Source organism: Streptomyces sp. NPDC127038 (genome assembly GCF_042725875.1).
Classification (GTDB): Bacteria; Actinomycetota; Actinomycetes; order Streptomycetales; family Streptomycetaceae; genus Streptomyces.
Genome location: NZ_JBHXDQ010000003.1, coordinates 270,032 through 286,277 on the forward strand (window position 1 = coordinate 270,032; position 16,246 = coordinate 286,277).

Sequence of the window (16,246 nt, forward strand, 5' to 3'; positions counted from 1 at the left end):
ATGCGCCTCTGCACTCTTCGCACCGACACGGGTGAGGACGTCGGCATCTCGGTGCCCGGCGCGATCGCCGTGCTGAGCCTCGTCAACGCGACCGCTGGAACCGAGTACGGCCCCACCATGCTGGACATCATCCAGAAGGGCGAGGCCGCCGCGCTCGCGGCCACGGTCGCCGCACTGCCCGACCTCGATGCCGTCGCGGTGCGGGCCGAGCCGGAGTTCGGGCCGATCTACCGGAACCCGCCGAAGCTGTGGGGTGTGGGCCTGAACTATGTGCGCCACGCCGACGACCTGGGCGTTCTGCAGCCGACCGACGCCCCCGGCTCGTATCTGCGGCCGTCCTCCACGGTGATCGGCCACGGCGACGACATCCTGCTCCCCGGCCAGTCGCAGCGCGTCACCGCCGAAGCCGAGCTCGGCGTCGTCATCGGCACCACCTGCCGTGACGTGGCACCCGAGGACGCCCCGTCGGTCATCTTCGGCTACACCACCCTGCTGGACATGACCGCCGAGGACGTGATCCGGGTCAACCCCCGCCACATTCCGTGGGCGAAGGCCTTCGACACCTTCTGCAGCCTCGGCCCGTGGGTCGTCACCCCCGACGAGATCCCCGACCTCTCCGCCGTGCGGATCTCCACCGTCGTGAACGGGAAGACCATCGCGTCCAACCAGGTGTCGGCGATGAAGTACGACCCCTACTGGCAGGTCGGCTACTTCTCCGGCGGCATGCTCCTGGAGGCCGGAACGGTGATCGCCACGGGAACCCCCGGCGCCGGCGTCATCCACGACGGGGACACGGTGGACGCCCTGGTCGAGGGCGTGGGCGACCTCCGCAACACCGTCAAGCTCAAGCCCGCCTAGATGAACGGGACATGAGCGAGTACGACCTGTGCTCGGTGCCGACGCGACGACGGCACCGAGCACACTCATCGGACGGCCTGGCCGGGATCGTCGGGTGTGATGACCAGCCGGACCGCCTCCCGGGCGGCGGCCAGGGTCTGGAGCACGGTCGCCCGGTCCGGGCCGTACACCGAGGCGCTGACCGGAATGCACATGTTGTGGTTGGTGACCGGCACATGGTCCCCGGGCCGGTACTCCACGAGCACATCGGCGACTCCGGGGAGCGCGTTCAGCTCGTCCAGCCCGTGCAGGGACACCAGCGTGCCGGGTGCGTCGTCGTTGCGGATGACGACGGAGCCCAGCACCGCCCTGAACCCGTGATCCCCGTCGATCATGTCCGGACGCCGGCCGAGGAAGCACTCCACGGCGTCGTGGAACGGCCGCAGATCGGAGTGCCGCAGCCACATCGGCACCGCGGGGCCGCCCGAGAAGCGCGCCGCGAGTTCGATCAGGTGGATGTCGTCCCCGTCGCCGTCGCACTTGACCTCGATATGGCCCGGCCCGTAATGGATGCCGAACGCGTCGAGGACCTCCTTGCAATAGCGTTCCACCCGGGCGTGGTCGGGGTGGGTGCTGTCGATCTGGACGATGTCCCAGAGCGGAAAATCGTAGTCGCGGTCGTCGGGCCGCCGGTATTCCCAGATGTCGATCAGCCGGTGTTCGCCGTCGGCGCTGCAGAAATTCACCGCGTACTCGCGCCCGCGCACATATTGCTCGACCAGCCATTCGGTGACCGGCCGGTCGTGCCAGTCCACCATCAATTCCTTGGTCGCCTCGGCGAGTTCCTCCGCGTCGCCGATGACCGTGACGCCGAAGGATCCAGAGCCCATCGTCTGCTTCACGATGACGGGGAAACCGATGTCCTGGGCGGCGCCCGCGACCGCGTCGAGGGAGCCGACCAGCCGGAACTCCGGTACGCGGATGCCTGCTTGTACGGCCCTGGCGCGCATCGCCGCCTTGTTCCGCCGCGCCCAGCCCAGCGTGGGGTCGTTCCCGGGCAGGCCGAGCCGCGCCGCGATCTCGTCGGCCAGATGGAGTGTCGACCCACGGGACGGGACGACGGCCAGCGGGTCCAAACGGGCCGCACGGACCTGCCGTACGGCATCGTCCACGTCCTCGGCGTGCAGGGACAATTCGCCGTCGGGGTCGACGGGCGGGGCCACGGGCGGCGGGCCCGTGGACAACGAGACCACCTGGAATCCCAGATCGCGCACGGCGGCCTTGTACGCGCGTCCGTTCCTGCTGTCTGCCGGGTCGACCAGCAGGACCACCGGGTTCTTCGGTTCCACCGGAACTCCTCTCCGTAGGGGCGGCGACTACGACTGTCGCGCGGCCATGGCGTTGGCGGCCCTGAGCACCATGTCCTCGGCGGGATGGACCCGGTCGATGTCGGCGACCGTGGCCATCAGCTCGAAGACGTCGACGTTCGCGGTCTTCGCGCACCTGCTGATCAGCGGGAAGAAGCTGGAGTGCGTGCGGGTGATCCCGCCGACGAGCTGGTACGTCCGGTCGTCGTGCAGTCGCTCCAGGGGGCGGACGACGGACTCGCTCAGCTCCGCGAGAGCCCGGAAGTCGTAGGTGCTCCCGCCGCCCTGGGCGTGGAGGGTCGCCGCGAACGTCTCGGTGACGGTGTTGCCGGCCCCGCGGCCGATGCCGTCGAGCGTCGTGTCGACGAACCGCGCCCCGCTCGTCGCCGCCGCGAGCGCGTTGGCGTTGGCCAGGCTCAGGTTGTCGTGCCCGTGGAAGCCGAGCGGAACCGTCACCGACTGGCCGACCTTCTCGAAGAGTTCGGTCACGTCCGAGGGGAGGTAGCCGCCCACCGAGTCGACGAGGTAGACGGCGTCCGCGCCGTACTCCGCGCACTGCCGGACCGCGTCCGTGACCCCGTCCACCTCGAGCACGTTCGTCTTCATGAGGTTGGCGAACGCCGTGATGCCGAGGTCCTTGGCCAGGGCGAGGAAGTCCTCTGCCGGTGCGACGGCGGAGATGTCCACACCGACCCGGACGAACCGCAGGCCGGCGGCCGCGGCCTCCCTCAGGTGATCGAGCTCGGCGATTCCCGGGATGCAGAACATCCCCCAACTCGCGCTCGTCAGCGTCTCGGACGCGATGTCGAAGCACCGTGCGTCGGAGACAAGGGTGGAATGGGGCGTGCGCTCGCCGGCGTTGAGGCCCAACCCGTGACCCAGTTCGACGAACCGGACACCTGCCGACTCAAGACCGGTCAGAACGCTCTTGATCGTGTCCTCGGTGAACTTGAAGTCCACGGCATAACTGCCGTCACGGAGCGTGCAGTCCATTATTTCGACTGCTGACGATCGCCTGTCCTCGGCGACCATCGGCGATGTCTCTGACATCGAACACCTCAAGCAGAGAAGTATGGGAAAACGGTGTTTCGACACTAACCGAGAAGCGCATTCCCGTCAGCGGCAGAAGCCCGGCAGAAAGGCGCGGACCGACGCGCTCAAATGCCTCCCGGAGAAGTGAGGAATGACGAATACAGGGGGTGGAGTCGTTTACTCCCCGCCGCCCGAACCTAGTTCGCGGACAAAGGTGTCGAAGCGGGAGCGGTAGGCCCCGAAGCGCGCCTGGTTCATGTCCGGGTCACCCGCGGCGGAGCCGTCGATCTCGATCTCCGAGAACCACCACTGCCCGTCGGCCCGCAGGAAGTCGATGCAGAGGTAGGGCAGTCCGATCTCGCGGGCCACCGCCCTGGCCGGCGCGACCAGATCCTCGGGCAGGTCGGACCACTCCGCCACGCCGCCCTGGCTGGTGTTGCCCGCGAACGCGTCGCCGGTCAGACGGCGCGTCAGCACGCGGTACGGCTCACCGTCGATGAAGTACACGCGGTGGTCGACCACGTCGCGTCCCAGCCACGGTTGCACCACCATCGTCAGCTCGGCCGCGCCCGCCCAGGCGAGCACCGAATCCAGTTCTCCGGCATGGGAGGCGACGAACACCCCGTGTCCGCCGCCCCAGCTGGCGGGTTTCACGACCACCGGGAAGTCGATGTCGCTCGTGCGCATCGCGGCCGTGCACCAGTCGAGTCGGTCCGGGCCGTAGCCGCGGGTGCACAGGCGCACCGTCGGCAGCCGCGGCACCTCACTGCCGTAGGGGCGCAGCATCGTGAGCAGCTTCTCGTTGTTCATCAGGCTGTGTCCGACGGGGAACGTGGTGAAGAATCCGGCAGCCGACAGGGCGGCGTAGGTCGTCAGGTGCCGCCAGTAGTCGTGCCGGTCGACCGGCCAGGTGACCAGCTTCGTGTGGAAGAAGGCCTTGTCCGGTGCGACCAGTTCGCCGCGTACGCGGATCGAGGCGCCGCCCTCGGTGGTGCCGACGACGACGTCGTCGACGCTGACCCGGGCCAGCCGTACGCCGACCGCGCGTGCAGCGTCGTCGTAGGCCTTGGTGATCGGGGCGTCGTAGGGATTGGGTGACTTGCTCTCGCGTTCCGAGCGAATCCAGAACATCGTGACCGCATCGCTGTCGTACACGGCTGTCACGCTTCAACTCCGTCGACTGAGGCCGAAACCGCGTCGCTCGCGGCACGGAACCTGTGGAACGCCGCGCGGTAGGCGGCGAGCTGGACTTCGGCGGCATCGGCGTCGTCGGTGGGGGCGAAGCCCGTGCAGTCCACGCGGGACAGCCAGAACCGGTCGGCGTCCTGGACGAACTCGACCTGGACGTAGGCGAGTCCGAGCTCGGTGGCGACCGACTTCGCGGGGCCGGACAGCCGCTCGGCGAGCGGCCCCTCCAGCCCGGTCGGTTCGCCGTCGACACACACCACGACGTGCTCGACGACGTGGTCGCCGAGCCATGGCTGCACGAGGACGGTCACTTCGCCGGCGCCCGCCACCTGGAGGAGGGTGGTGAGCCTGCGGTCGTTGTCCGCGACGAAGGCCCGGTCGCCGGGCCGGCGGACCGCCGGGCGCACCGCCACCGGGAACTCCAACCCCCAGTCGGCGAGCCGCAGTCGGTCGCGATGGACCTCGATCTCACGGGTGCACAACCGCACCGACGGCAGTGTGCGCACCTCGCCGAGGCCGGGACTCAGGAGCGGCACGATCGTGTCGCTCCAGGTGATCGAGTCGGTGGCGGGCACAGTGACCATGAACCCGGCGGCTTCGAGGATCCCGATGGTGCTCAACAGGCGCCAGGCGTCGGGTCCTTGGGTGAGACCGTCGAGAGAGCCGGTGTGGAAGAAGGTGTCGCGCGGGTCCACGCGGACGCCCCGCACCCGCACCACGGCCGTTCCTCCCACCTGGCTCACGACCAGGTCGTCGACCGTGGCCGTGCGCAGCTGGAGACCGAGGTCCGCCGCGACCGCGGTCAGGTCCGTCTTCCGTGCGTGGTCGGCCGCCGCGACGGTCGTGTGGTCGCGGTCCGCGCGCAGCCAGAACAGTGTGGGGGGTGCCGCTGTGTTCCTCGTCAACCCCGAGGTGCCGGTTGTGGGGTGGTTTGCTGGCATGGGGTTCATGTGCTTTCCGGGGTGTTGGCGCGTTGTTCGTGGACGGGGGCGCCGGGCGAGAGGGATCTCGTGCGCCGGCGCCCCAAGTCGTGCGTGCGAGCCGCGGAGTCGAAGGGCTCAGTCGTCCAGCACGGCCAAGGCGCGCGCGGGTGCGCCGTCGCCGCCGCTGACGTTGAGCACGCCGACGAACAGCGTGCTCCACCGGTCCGCGACCTCCTTCAGCACGAGGTTCTCCACGATCAGCGTGCCCGCGCCCAGCAGCGTGCGGTGCACGTCGTAGGGGAAGTTCGCCGGCCGCATGCCCATCGGCAGGTCAGGGCTGATGGTGTCCATGCCGATGAGGCGAAGCCCCGCGTCCACGACCCACTGCGCCGCGTCGACCGCGAGGTAGGGGTGGCTGTCCATATAGGCCGGCTCGCCGTAGCGGTCGTCCCAGCCGGTGCGGATCAGCAGGGCGTCGCCGGGTTCGAGATCGACGGCGGACTTCAGGTCGGCCGCCGTGATGGGAACGGGCTCGTCCCGCAGTATCTCGACGCAGTAGGCCCGGCCGACCAGCGTCGACACCGGCACCTGGTCGAGCGTGGCGCCGTCCTCGACGAAGTGCGACGGGGCGTCCACGTGGGTACCGATATGGGTCGGTATGTTCAGCCGCATGACCCGCATCCGGTCCTTCGCCCAGGTGCTGGTGGGCGTGAACTCGGGGGCTGGGATCGTGCGCGCGTGCGGCATACCCGTTTCGAGGGGACGGGAGAGATCAACTGTGCGTGGCATGCGGTGCCCACTCCTTCGATTCGGGTTACTTGGCTCGTCCGTCTTCCTGCACCCCGTACACACGGCGCAGCCTGCGGTGAGTGGTGGTTTCCTGGAACGGGCGGCGGCCGTGGAGCATCCGCCGGTTGTCCCACAGCAGGCCGACGCCGCGTTCGAGCAGCACGGCCTCCGCGTTCACCGCGGCGGCGGCCGAGACCCGGTCGAATTCGTCCATGGCGGCCTGGAGCTCCGGCGGTACGGGAGTTCCCTCGGCGGCGAAGGCCTGCTCGATGTACATGCGGACATAACGCAGCTCGTAGCCGTGGTCCGTGTGCGTCAGCACGGGCTGCCGCTTGATCTTGACGCCCGCCATCTGGTCCTTCACGTCGAAGGGGACGGGCCGGCTCAGTTCGGCGACGTGCGCCGGGTCTATTTCGGCGAGCCGCTCGACCAGGTTCTCGACGTCCATCAGCAGCGTCTCCCCGCCCGTCGCCGCGGACAGGCCGAACAGGAACGCGACGTCGGGCAGCTGCGGCAGCAGGGTGCCGTCGGTGTGATAGTTGCCCGTCTTGTTCGAGTTCGAGTAATGGCTGGTCGCCGCGGCTCCGGCCTTCACCTCGACGGGATAGATGAGTTCACCGGAGCTGTACTGCGGAACCGGGCGGAAAAGCGCCGTGAAAAAGTTCCAGTAGAGGGTGCTGATGTCGTGGTCGCTGAGCCCTTCGGGAGCGACGCGCACGACGACGCCACCCGCGTCCTTGCGGATGGCCGCCACTATGTCGTCCCGCAGCGCCAGGATCTCCGTACCGGCCGTCGGGAAAGTCGCGGTGGGCCACTTGTCAAGAGGTGTTTCCGCGTCTATTTCCCGGGTCAGCAGCGCCTCGGCCGCCGATTCGGGAATCGTGAACTCCGGGATCGTGAATTCCGTTGCCATCGTGCTCTGCCCGTTTCTATGAGGAGATCAATGCGACTCGGTCTGCGCTCGGATGTCTTTCACGCATCGAGCGGCCATTTCCGGTAATGGCCCGACGGAATGCGCAGCACATCACGCTCGACAAGTTGCCATTCGCTGCGCACGGGCGGTTGCTCGGTCCTGCGGCGTTCGCTCATCCGGCTCCGATGGAAGTCGATGACATCGGAGGAGAACCTGAGCCGGCCGGTGTTCAGATAGCGCACCGCACCGTGGACGTCCCGGGCCGTCAGCACCTCGCCGCGGTTGTAGACGCTGGGCGAGAAGGGCACGTCCAGGAATCCCCGCGCGAACGCCTTCACCACGCCGTCGGTGAGGCTGCCGTCGCCGGCCAGCAGGACGCTCTCGAGGATCTGGTCCACCTCGGCCCGCAGGACGGTGGCCTCCTCGCGTACCGTCCGCTCGTCCACCTCGACGCTGTTCGCCTCCAACGCGCCCAGCCGGCTCAGCTGCAAGCCCTCCTGGTTGTCGGAGACCGAGGGAATGGTGGTTGCCTCGACCGGTGTCTTGACGATCAGCCGCGTGGCCCCGGACAGCCGGCCGGTGGTGGCCGAGGCCACGATCAACTGCGTGGCCCTGGCCCGATCCTGCGGGAAGGCCGCCATGTGCTGGTGGAACACGACGTTGACCTGCACCCCCGGATATCCCAGGTTGGCCAGATACTTCTGGCCCAGTTCGTGCAGGACCCTGATCGCCGCGATGTCCTGGGACCGGTTTCCCTGCTCGGCGTATCCGAGGGAGACCGAGCCCACGCCCTGGCCGGCCGCCAGCATCGCCTCGATCACGTTGACGACGATCGCCAGACTCGGCGGGATCAGCACCGCCGTGAGCGTGCCGAAGAATTCACGGTCGATGACCACGCCGAACTTCTCGCGGTAGAGGCCCGCCAGCCGGTCGACGTACTGCCACCTTCTGAGCGACTGGGCCAGTGAGTAGTCCTTGAAATAAGGAATGTTGTACGTGATCGCGCCGCCCTCGAAACCGGTGACGCCACCCGCGCACGAGATCTCGGCGAGAAGCCGCGGGTCACGTGTGCTGTGGCGGGTCTGGAGCGGTGTCCGTACCTCCGAGATCAACTGCCGGAGCACGTCGACCCCGTGGTTCACCATGGGGAATCCGTTGAGTGTGGAGGAGCCGCGTTCCCGGCTCTCCGCGATCGCGTCCGCGGCCTTCTGGTACTCGTTGTTCCTGGTGAGCGAATCGATCTGGTACGACAGCACGTCCGCGCCGGCCCGCCGCAGGGCCACGAACGCCGTGCGCTGCGCGGCGGCGAGCGCCACGCCCGAGCGCGGCTGCACCAGGAACGGCCGTTCCCCCCGGGGCCACGGTGAGTGCGCGCGGGCGAACGACGGCTGCCGGAGGAGGAAGGCCGCGTTGTCCGCCAGGTTCCGCGCCCGCGCACCTGTCGCCCAGGACTCCAGAACCGCGGGCCGCTGCTGCTGCAGCTCGTCCACGGTGAGCCGTTGGTCGGGCGGCGCCGTACCCGGCTCGGCGGGCCAGGAGGCGGCGACGGGTCTGCCGCGCACCGCCGCGGGCCTGGTCAGGAGATCCTCGTCCAGCACCGAGAGAACCGTGGGAATGTCGACGTACGTCGGGAATACCCGTCGGAAGCCGAGCCGGCGCGCTTCGGCGCGTATCCGTTCGGAACTGCCCACGTCCAGGTTTCCACCGGCATACCAGAGCGCGTCGACGTCGGGATACTTGAGCATCAGGTCCGGAAACTGCTTCAGATAATGGCGCAGATGACCGTCCATGCACGAAATCATCACGACATCCGCGTCGGCCGCGTGTCTGAAAAAGTCGTCGAGGTTGTTCTGCGTGCCCATGAAGTCGACTGCGTGGCCGGCCTCGGTGATGGCGTGCTTCAGCAGTGTGAGACCTACCGAATGTGCGTCGGCGCCGATCCCGCCGAGCACGATCGACCGTGGCGTCGGCAATGTCTCTGACATTGAATACCTCGAGCGGAGAAGTGCGGGACAAGGGTGGTGTCGACACTAGCCAAGAAACGCACCCGTATCAGCGGCAGAAGTGCGGCAGAAACCCGGCAGAAGAGTGCGCGCCGAGTGACGCAACTGCCTCTCGTAACTGCCGTACATGGCTTGCGGCGAGTGATGTCGGCGTGTACGAATTGGAGCGTAAGGATCTGCGGGAGCCACGAGGTTATGGTGAGGAAGGAGAATTCGATGGGCGGCATTCTCAGCGACAGCCAGGTCGATTTCTACCACGCGAACGGATTCTGCGTCGTCGACGGAATATTCGACGCGGAACTGATCGAGAAGGCGCGATCCGTCGTCGACGGCCTGCTCTCCTCCGCGGACCTCGCCGGTGTGGCCGAGGCGGAGCCGGAGGACGGCTCCAAGGCCCGCCGCATCTGGGCTCCGACCTCGCGGGACGAGCTCTTCGCCGGCATCGCGGAGGACCCCCGGCTCCTCGACGCGGTGGAGCAGCTGATCGGCTCCGACATCGTGCTCCAGTACTCGAAGCTCAATGTGAAGCCGCCGCGTGTGGGCAGCGTCGTCGAGTGGCACCAGGACTTCGCGTTCTACCCCCACACCAACACCGACCTGGTCGCCACGCTGATCTATCTCGACGACGCGACCCGGGAGAACGCCTGCCTGCGGGTCGCCGCCGGTTCGCACCGGCACGGCCTGATCCCGCACGAGGCGGACGGCTACTTCGTCGGCAAGGTCGCGTCGCCGGCGGAGGCGGGCCTTGACGACCTGCCGATCGTCGACTGCGAAGGGGCCGCGGGATCAGTGGTGTTCATCCACCCCCTGCTCCTGCACTCGTCGGAGAAGAACCTCTCCGACCTGTACCGCCGCGTCTTCATCCCGTCCTACCGCGCGGCCGACGCCCTCCCCATCTACTACGGCCCGCACGCCGCGCACAACGAGCCGACGGCGAAGCTCGTCCGCGGCAGTGCCTCCGGGACCGTACGCAGCGAGGCCGGCCAGTGGCGACTCCCCATCGCGGAGGCGGAGTTCAACTCGCTGTACCAGGTCCAGGAAGGCTCGCACGTGAGCGACGGGACGAAGCTGTCCACCGGCTACTTCTCCCACGAGTACGACACGAAGGACACGGCGGCCACCACGATGTGAGCCCCCTCCGGCGTACGAACACCGTCATTGCCACCGCCGCCGGCACGACCTGAGCCCGGCCCCCGAACCAGAAGCGATGTGGAGCATCATGACCAGCCCGCTCAACGGCACACCCGCCGTCGTGCTGATGGACCCCTGTGGCCCGAGCATGGGGTTCAAACCCCAGGTGGCCGAGCGCGGAATGGCCGTGATCTCCGTCTACACCATGCCCCGCGAGCACATCCGGACCCGGTACCCCGATCACACCGTCGGTGACACGGTCAGTCTCTACGCCACGGAACTCGGCGAGATCCGGGCGCTCCTGGCCGGACTGGGTGCCGACATCCGCGCGGTGGTGCCCGCCAACGACGTGGCCGTCGACAAGGCGGACACCCTGGCCGAGGAGTTCGGGCTGCCCGGCAACGGCGCGCGGCTGGCCCTGGCCCGTCGGGACAAGTCCGCGATGCGGGAGAGGGCCGCGGGCGCCGGAGTCCGCATCCCCCGCTACGTGACGGTCGAGGACGCGGCCGACATCGCCCGGGCCGCGCGTGAGGTGGGCTTCCCCGCCATCGCCAAGCACACGACCGGCGCCGGGTCGCACGGCATCCGGCTGCTGAGCGGGCCCCAGGACGCCGAGGACCTGTCGGCCCTGCACCGGACCGACCACTTCGGACGGCCGGTCGAGGCCTGGCTGGTCGAACAGTACGTGCGTGGGCGGGAGTTGGGCGTGAACTTCTTCTCGCACGACGGCACCCACCACGTCCTGGACATCTGGGAATACCGGCAGCCCGACAACCAGGACTACTCGTTCCCGTACTGGGAGTGGGCACAGATCTCCCAGGACGACCCCGACTGGCAGACCGCCGTCGACTACGTACGGCGGGTGCTCGACACGTTCGGCGTGCGGATCGGCCCCAGCCACACCGAGATCAAGATGTCGGCCGGCGAGGCCCACCTCATCGAACTGGGTGCCCGCCTGCCCGCCTACCCCATGATCGACGCGTGGATCGCGCACAGCGACCTCGACCCGCACGGCCAGACCCTGGCCGGCAGGCTGGGCGAGGCGCCGAGGATCGCGACCGAGCCGGTGAGGTTCGACAGCTTCTGCGGCGCCAACGCCATCCGCAACGACGGGCCGCCCGGTCGGCTGGTGGAGATCCGCGGGCTGGACAAGGTGGGACAACTGCCCGGCGTGGACAAGCTGGTGGTGCGCTACCAGCCGGGCGACCTGGTGCCCACGACCACCAGCATCCCGACCATTCCGCTCAGGGTGAGCGTCTCCGCGCCGGACCGCCGGTCACTGATCGAGCGCATGGCCGCGGTCCGCGACACCGTGGAACCCGTGATCGAACCGGTCCGCTGATCCCGATGAAGTTCTTGTCCGCATATCGCGAACTCTTCACGCTGCCCAAGTTCGGCTCGTCCCTGTTCGCGGCGGTCGCGGGCAAGCTGAAGCCCGGTATCTCCTCGGTCGCCCTCCTGCTGGAGGTCGCGCACTTCCGGGGCTTCGGCCAGGCCGCCGTGGTCGTCTCGGTGTCCGCGCTGGCCGGAGCCACCGTCCCGCTGCGGGGCAGGCTCATGGACCGCCAGGGCTACGCCAGGGTGATGCTTCCGGGGCTCGTGGCGTATCTGGGCGCGCTGCTCGTCCTGGTGCTGAACGAAAGCGCCCACGGACCGTTCGCCCTCACGGTGGGCTGCGCGTTCGTGGCGTCGGCGTCGCTTCCCCCCATCTACATCGTGACCCGGCTGATGTGGCGCGCGATGACCACGGGCGACCTCCGGAGAACGATCCTGTCCCTGGACGCCGTCCTGACCGACATGGGCTACATCCTGGGCCCGACCATCGCGGCCCTCCTGGTGGTGGCCGTGGCGCCCTGGGCCGGTCTGGCCGTCTCCGCGCTGCTGACCGCCGGCGCGACCCTGCTGCTGCTCTCCCGCAAGCTGCCGCACCAGAGCAGACAGCCGCAGTCCGTGGAGCGCCACTGGCTGGGCCCGCTGCGTGACCGGGCGGTGCGCCGGACCATGGTGTCGGTGGTGGCCTTCTCCGTGGCGGTCCGCGCGATCGAACTGGCCTTCCCCGCCTGGGCCCAGCAGCACCACGCACCCCTCATGAGCGGAGTGCTCCTGAGCTGCATGTCCGTGGGCAGCATGGCGGGCGGTCTCGCCCTGGGAGCGATGCCGGCGGGCCGATCGGTCCGGGCAACGTTCCCGGTCACGCTGGCCGTGCTGTCCACAGGCACCCTGCTGGTGGCGGCGGCGGCCGGTTTGGCCTGGACGTGGGGACTGGTCGTGGCCGCGGCGGTCATGGGCATCGCGGTGGGGCCCAGTTTCGTGGCCCTGTGGGCGACGGTCGGCGATCTGTCGCCGGAGAACCTGGCCGCGGAGACCCAGTCGTGGATCAGTTCGTTCATGTCGCTGGGCGGATCCGCCGGGGCGGCGCTCAGCGGCCTGGTCATCCAGTCACTGGGCCCGGGGGCGCTGCTGCTGATCGCGGCGGTGGCACTGGCCCTCGCGTCCGGCCTGGCGTACGTGGCCATCAAGTCCAAGTCAGCGACGTCGGAACCGGTGCCGGGAATCGATCCCCATCGCGCCGTGAGCACGGAGGTACAGTGACTCGTCAACGGGTCGTCCTGGTGAGCCATGTCGGTTACGACGCCTACCACCACGACGACGGCAGCCCCTTCTTCCCTCCGGACGAGTTCGACGTCACCCTGCTCGCGCGCCCCCGCGACATCGCACGGGTGACGCCCGGACAGGTCGGCCGCCGCATCCCGGTGGACATCCACCCCACCGGCGAACTCGCCGGATCGCTGCCCGAGTTGATCGGTGACTCCGGGTTCGACTGGGTGGTGGCGACCCAGGAGCGGCTGTTGCTGCCGGCCGCGAGTCTGCGCGAGACCCTGGGCGTCGGCGGGATGGGAACGGAACACACACTGCTGCTCCGCGACAAGACGGCGATGAAGCGCCACTTCTCGGCGCACGGAATCCGGGTCCCGGAGTTCATGGAGATCTCCGAACCCGCCCAGGCGGCCGACCTGCTCGACACGTTCGGCCGGATCGTCATCAAGCCCGTCCTCGGCTCCTCCTCCATGGACGTGCACATCGTCCGGGACCGGAGCGAGTTGAAGACCTTGCAGCAGCAGGGGTTCGCTGGCGCCGACCGGTACGAGGCCGAGGAATTCATCGCGGGCCGTCAGTTCCACATCGACAGCGTCGTCAGCGACGGCGTGCCGGTGGCCACTTCCGTCTCGCAGTACCTGGACTCGCACGAGGCGTTTCCGCTGGACGGCCAGGTCCGGTCGCACACCCTCGACGACGGGCCGGACCTCGACGTGCTGCTGGAGTTCAACCGCGCGGTACTCGCGGCCATCACCTGGTTCAGTGGCGTCACGCACCTCGAAGTGTTCCTCGACGACGGCGGAACGCCGGTGTTCTGCGAACTGGGCGGCCGCCCCGGCGGCGCCGGAATAGACACCACGTTCCGGTACCGCCACGGGATCTCACTGCTCTACGCCAGCATCCTCCCGCAGATCGGGCGCACTGTTCCGGACCGCGGGAAGCAGGCACCCGCGGACCAGCCCGCGACGGGCTGGTCCATGATCTACCCGCCGCGGCTGGGCCGCTTCCGTGGCTTCGAGGCGTCTCCGCGGGCCGATTGGCTGCTCCAACTCACTGCGCCCTACCGTCCGGGCGAACTCGTCAGGGAGCCCAGGCAGGCGAAGGACGCGATCGCGGTCGCGTCCGTCCGGGGCAAGGACGCACGCGAAGTCGTCGACCGGCTCGCCCGGGTCAAGAGCGAACTCGTCGTGTCCATCACCCCCGAATGATCGGCCTCGACACGCGCGAGCCGCCGCCTCACCGAGGTGTCCCTGCTCCCGCTGTCCTCTCCTTCCGCACCGCACGTGCCGCCCGCAGGAAGGCGTCGTTCTCCGCCGGCGTCCCCACGGAGGCGCGCAGCCGACCCGGTACGCCGTTGTCGCGGATCAGGACGCCGTGGTCGAGCACGGCCTGCCACGCACGGTGGGTGTCGGCGAAGGGGCCGAACTGCACGAAGGATGCGTCGGATGCGTCGACGTCGTAACCGATGGCCGTCAACTCGCCCACGACACGGCGCCGTTCGGTCCTGAGCTGTTCCACATAGGCCAGCAGTGTGTCCGAGTGCTCGAGCGCGACCAAGCCGAGCGCCTGTGTCACGGACGACAAGTGGTAGGGCAGCCGGACGAGTTGGACCGCGTCGACCACGGCGGGATCGGCGACCAGATAACCCACGCGCAGCCCCGCGGCACCGAACGCCTTGGACATCGTGCGAGTGACCACGAGATGGGGACGGCCCTCGACCAGCGGCACCAGGGACGGCCGGTCGGAGAACTCCCCATAGGCCTCGTCCACGACGACCATGCACGGACGGGCCTCCTGCGCCGCCTCGTACAACTCGACCACGGTCTCCGCCGGGACGGCGGCGCCGGTCGGATTGTTCGGAGAGGTGATGAGGACGAGATGGGGCCGTTCCTCGCCGAGCACCTCGCGCGCGGCACGCAGGTCGATGCCGAAACCCTCGTCCCGCGGGCAGGAGATCCACGCCGTACCGGTGGTGCGGGCGATCAACGCGTGCATCGTGTAGGAGGGTTCGAAGCCGAGGGCGCGGCGGTCCGGTCCGCCGAACGCCTGGAACAGCTGCTGGATCACCTCGTTGGACCCGTTGGCGGCCCACACCTGCCGGGCGTCCACGGGGTGACCGGCGGCGCGGGTCACGTGTCCGGCCAGTCCGGCACGCAACTCCCATGCGTTCCGGTCCGGATAGCGGTTGAGCCCGGCCGCGACCTCGCGGACCCGTTCCGCCATGGCCGACACCAGCGGCTCCGGCAGCGGAAAGGGGTTCTCGTTGACGTTCAGGTGTACCGGAGCGTCTCGTTCGGGAGCCCCGTACGGGCTCTGGCCGCGCAGCTCGTCCCGGACGGGCAGATCATCGATGCGGGTCACCTGAGGGCACCTTCTGGTCGAGGAAGTCGAGGACGAGCGGGCTTGTGCGGTCGCGGTACTCCTCGAAGTAGGCGTGCCGGGCTCCCTGGACCAACTCCATCCGGGCGCCCGGGATCCGGCCCGACAGCAGCGGCGCGTTGGCGGTGGGGTTGAGCAGGTCGTCGGTGCCGTGCAGCACCAGCGTCGGAGCGACGATGCCGGGCAGCGCGTCCCACGCGTCGTGTCCGTCGCTCGCGGTCAGATGCCCGCGCCGGGCGTGCGGCGGCATACCCGGGTCGCCGAGCGTGTGGTACGGGCCCGGGTGGGTCGCCAGCCAGGCAGGGGTGTACATCAGCTCCAGCAGGGCTTGCCGCGCCTCGGCCGGATCGGAGCGGACGAGCGATCTGCGGACGTCGACGCTGCGCTCGACACCGTGCCGGCCGCCGGGTGAGGTGCAGCCGAGCACCAGGGCACGCACCCGGCGCGGATGGCGTGCGGCCAGCCACTGGGCGACGCGCCCGCCCATGGACGTGCCGTACAAGTCCGCCCGGTCCACGGACAGTTCGTCGAGGACCGCGACCACGTCCTCGGCGAACCGTGCGGTGGAGTAGGGAAGTCGAGGCTTGTCGCTGTCGCCCGTGCCCCGGTAGTCGATCGTGACCGTGCTCCGGGACCCGGTGAAGTCGTCACGGACGCCGTCCCACCAGTGGTGGTTGTTCGCCTGGCCGGCCAGCAGCACGAGCGGGGGACCGTCACCGCTGACCTGGTAGGCGACACGGACTCCGTCGGAGGTCGTGGCGTGCGGCACGGCGATTCCTTCCGGAGGGTGAGACGTCGGGCGGCCGCCCGAGGCGACAGTGGGACGATGTCGCCGCCGATCCGCCGGGAATTCGCGTCGAGCGGCCTCGGATCCCGGCTCGGAGCGAGGATGTCGCCCGTGCTTCCACTCGCTTCCGCAGCCGACGTCGCGGCCAGTGTCACACCCCGCCGACCGGTGCCACAAGGGAAGAAGAGGCAGTTCAGGGGGCACTTTCACGCGCTGACTGCCGCGTGTTCTGCCGCCTCTCGATCCACGGCGGAGCTCGGTGGACACGACGGAGGGGTGGGCCCGGCGCGATGCCGGGC

At 69.1% G+C, this 16,246-nt stretch carries 14 protein-coding genes; 5 read left to right on the plus strand and 9 right to left on the minus strand.

The features are described from left to right. The gene (locus tag ACFWI4_RS03990; protein WP_387190688.1) at positions 1 to 858 is read left to right on the plus strand and encodes a fumarylacetoacetate hydrolase family protein; all 858 of its coding nucleotides are present in this window, start codon (positions 1 to 3) and stop codon (positions 856 to 858) included. Between the two features lie 65 nt (positions 859 to 923). On the opposite strand, the gene ACFWI4_RS03995 is transcribed toward ACFWI4_RS03990, so the two are convergent. The 7 genes from ACFWI4_RS03995 to ACFWI4_RS04025 form a co-directional block, all read right to left on the minus strand. After that, on the minus strand, positions 924 to 2,186 hold the full coding sequence (locus ACFWI4_RS03995; RefSeq protein ID WP_387190691.1) for an ATP-grasp domain-containing protein: 1,263 nt from the start codon (positions 2,184 to 2,186) through the stop codon (positions 924 to 926). Between the two features lie 27 nt (positions 2,187 to 2,213). Further along, on the minus strand, positions 2,214 to 3,254 hold the full coding sequence (locus tag ACFWI4_RS04000; protein ID WP_387190694.1) for a hypothetical protein: 1,041 nt from the start codon (positions 3,252 to 3,254) through the stop codon (positions 2,214 to 2,216). 159 nt (positions 3,255 to 3,413) lie between these two features. After that, positions 3,414 to 4,400 carry a RimK family alpha-L-glutamate ligase gene (locus ACFWI4_RS04005; protein ID WP_387190696.1) on the minus strand — a complete coding sequence of 329 codons (987 nt, stop codon included), beginning with the start codon at positions 4,398 to 4,400 and terminating at the stop codon, positions 3,414 to 3,416. Then, the gene (locus tag ACFWI4_RS04010; protein WP_387190700.1) at positions 4,397 to 5,329 is read right to left on the minus strand and encodes a hypothetical protein; all 933 of its coding nucleotides are present in this window, start codon (positions 5,327 to 5,329) and stop codon (positions 4,397 to 4,399) included. The genes ACFWI4_RS04005 and ACFWI4_RS04010 overlap by 4 nt, the downstream gene beginning before the upstream one ends. A gap of 153 nt (positions 5,330 to 5,482) precedes the next feature. Continuing rightward, complete coding sequence (locus ACFWI4_RS04015) at positions 5,483 to 6,136, minus strand: cyclase family protein (protein WP_385394115.1); 654 nt, start codon at positions 6,134 to 6,136, stop codon at positions 5,483 to 5,485. A 25-nt stretch (positions 6,137 to 6,161) separates the two neighbouring features. After that, a complete protein-coding gene (locus ACFWI4_RS04020; RefSeq protein ID WP_387190703.1) occupies positions 6,162 to 7,049 on the minus strand; it encodes a TauD/TfdA family dioxygenase in 888 nt (295 codons plus the stop codon). Positions 7,050 to 7,108: 59 nt separating this feature from the next. Next, on the minus strand, positions 7,109 to 9,034 hold the full coding sequence (locus ACFWI4_RS04025) for a methylaspartate mutase subunit E (protein WP_387190705.1): 1,926 nt from the start codon (positions 9,032 to 9,034) through the stop codon (positions 7,109 to 7,111). A gap of 234 nt (positions 9,035 to 9,268) precedes the next feature. Between ACFWI4_RS04025 and ACFWI4_RS04030 the strand changes: the two genes are divergently transcribed. The 4 genes from ACFWI4_RS04030 to ACFWI4_RS04045 all read left to right on the plus strand — a co-directional run bounded on the left by ACFWI4_RS04030 (position 9,269) and on the right by ACFWI4_RS04045 (position 13,989). Further along, positions 9,269 to 10,183 carry a phytanoyl-CoA dioxygenase family protein gene (locus tag ACFWI4_RS04030; protein WP_387190708.1) on the plus strand — a complete coding sequence of 305 codons (915 nt, stop codon included), beginning with the start codon at positions 9,269 to 9,271 and terminating at the stop codon, positions 10,181 to 10,183. An 88-nt stretch (positions 10,184 to 10,271) separates the two neighbouring features. Further along, a complete protein-coding gene (locus tag ACFWI4_RS04035; protein WP_387190711.1) occupies positions 10,272 to 11,525 on the plus strand; it encodes an ATP-grasp domain-containing protein in 1,254 nt (417 codons plus the stop codon). A 5-nt stretch (positions 11,526 to 11,530) separates the two neighbouring features. Next, a complete protein-coding gene (locus ACFWI4_RS04040; protein WP_387190714.1) occupies positions 11,531 to 12,775 on the plus strand; it encodes an MFS transporter in 1,245 nt (414 codons plus the stop codon). After that, entirely contained in the window at positions 12,772 to 13,989 is a 1,218-nt protein-coding gene (locus tag ACFWI4_RS04045) for an acetyl-CoA carboxylase biotin carboxylase subunit family protein (protein ID WP_387190717.1), read from the plus strand. Before ACFWI4_RS04040 ends, ACFWI4_RS04045 begins: the two co-directional genes overlap by 4 nt. Positions 13,990 to 14,017: 28 nt before the next feature. On the opposite strand, the gene ACFWI4_RS04050 is transcribed toward ACFWI4_RS04045, so the two are convergent. Together ACFWI4_RS04050 and ACFWI4_RS04055 are read right to left on the minus strand one after the other, a co-directional pair. Next, a complete protein-coding gene (locus ACFWI4_RS04050; RefSeq protein ID WP_387190720.1) occupies positions 14,018 to 15,142 on the minus strand; it encodes a histidinol-phosphate transaminase in 1,125 nt (374 codons plus the stop codon). Beyond that, positions 15,126 to 15,929 (minus strand): alpha/beta fold hydrolase, encoded by an 804-nt coding sequence (locus tag ACFWI4_RS04055; RefSeq protein ID WP_387190723.1) that lies wholly within the window; start codon positions 15,927 to 15,929, stop codon positions 15,126 to 15,128. Before ACFWI4_RS04055 ends, ACFWI4_RS04050 begins: the two co-directional genes overlap by 17 nt. Between the last annotated feature and the right edge of the window lie 317 nt (positions 15,930 to 16,246).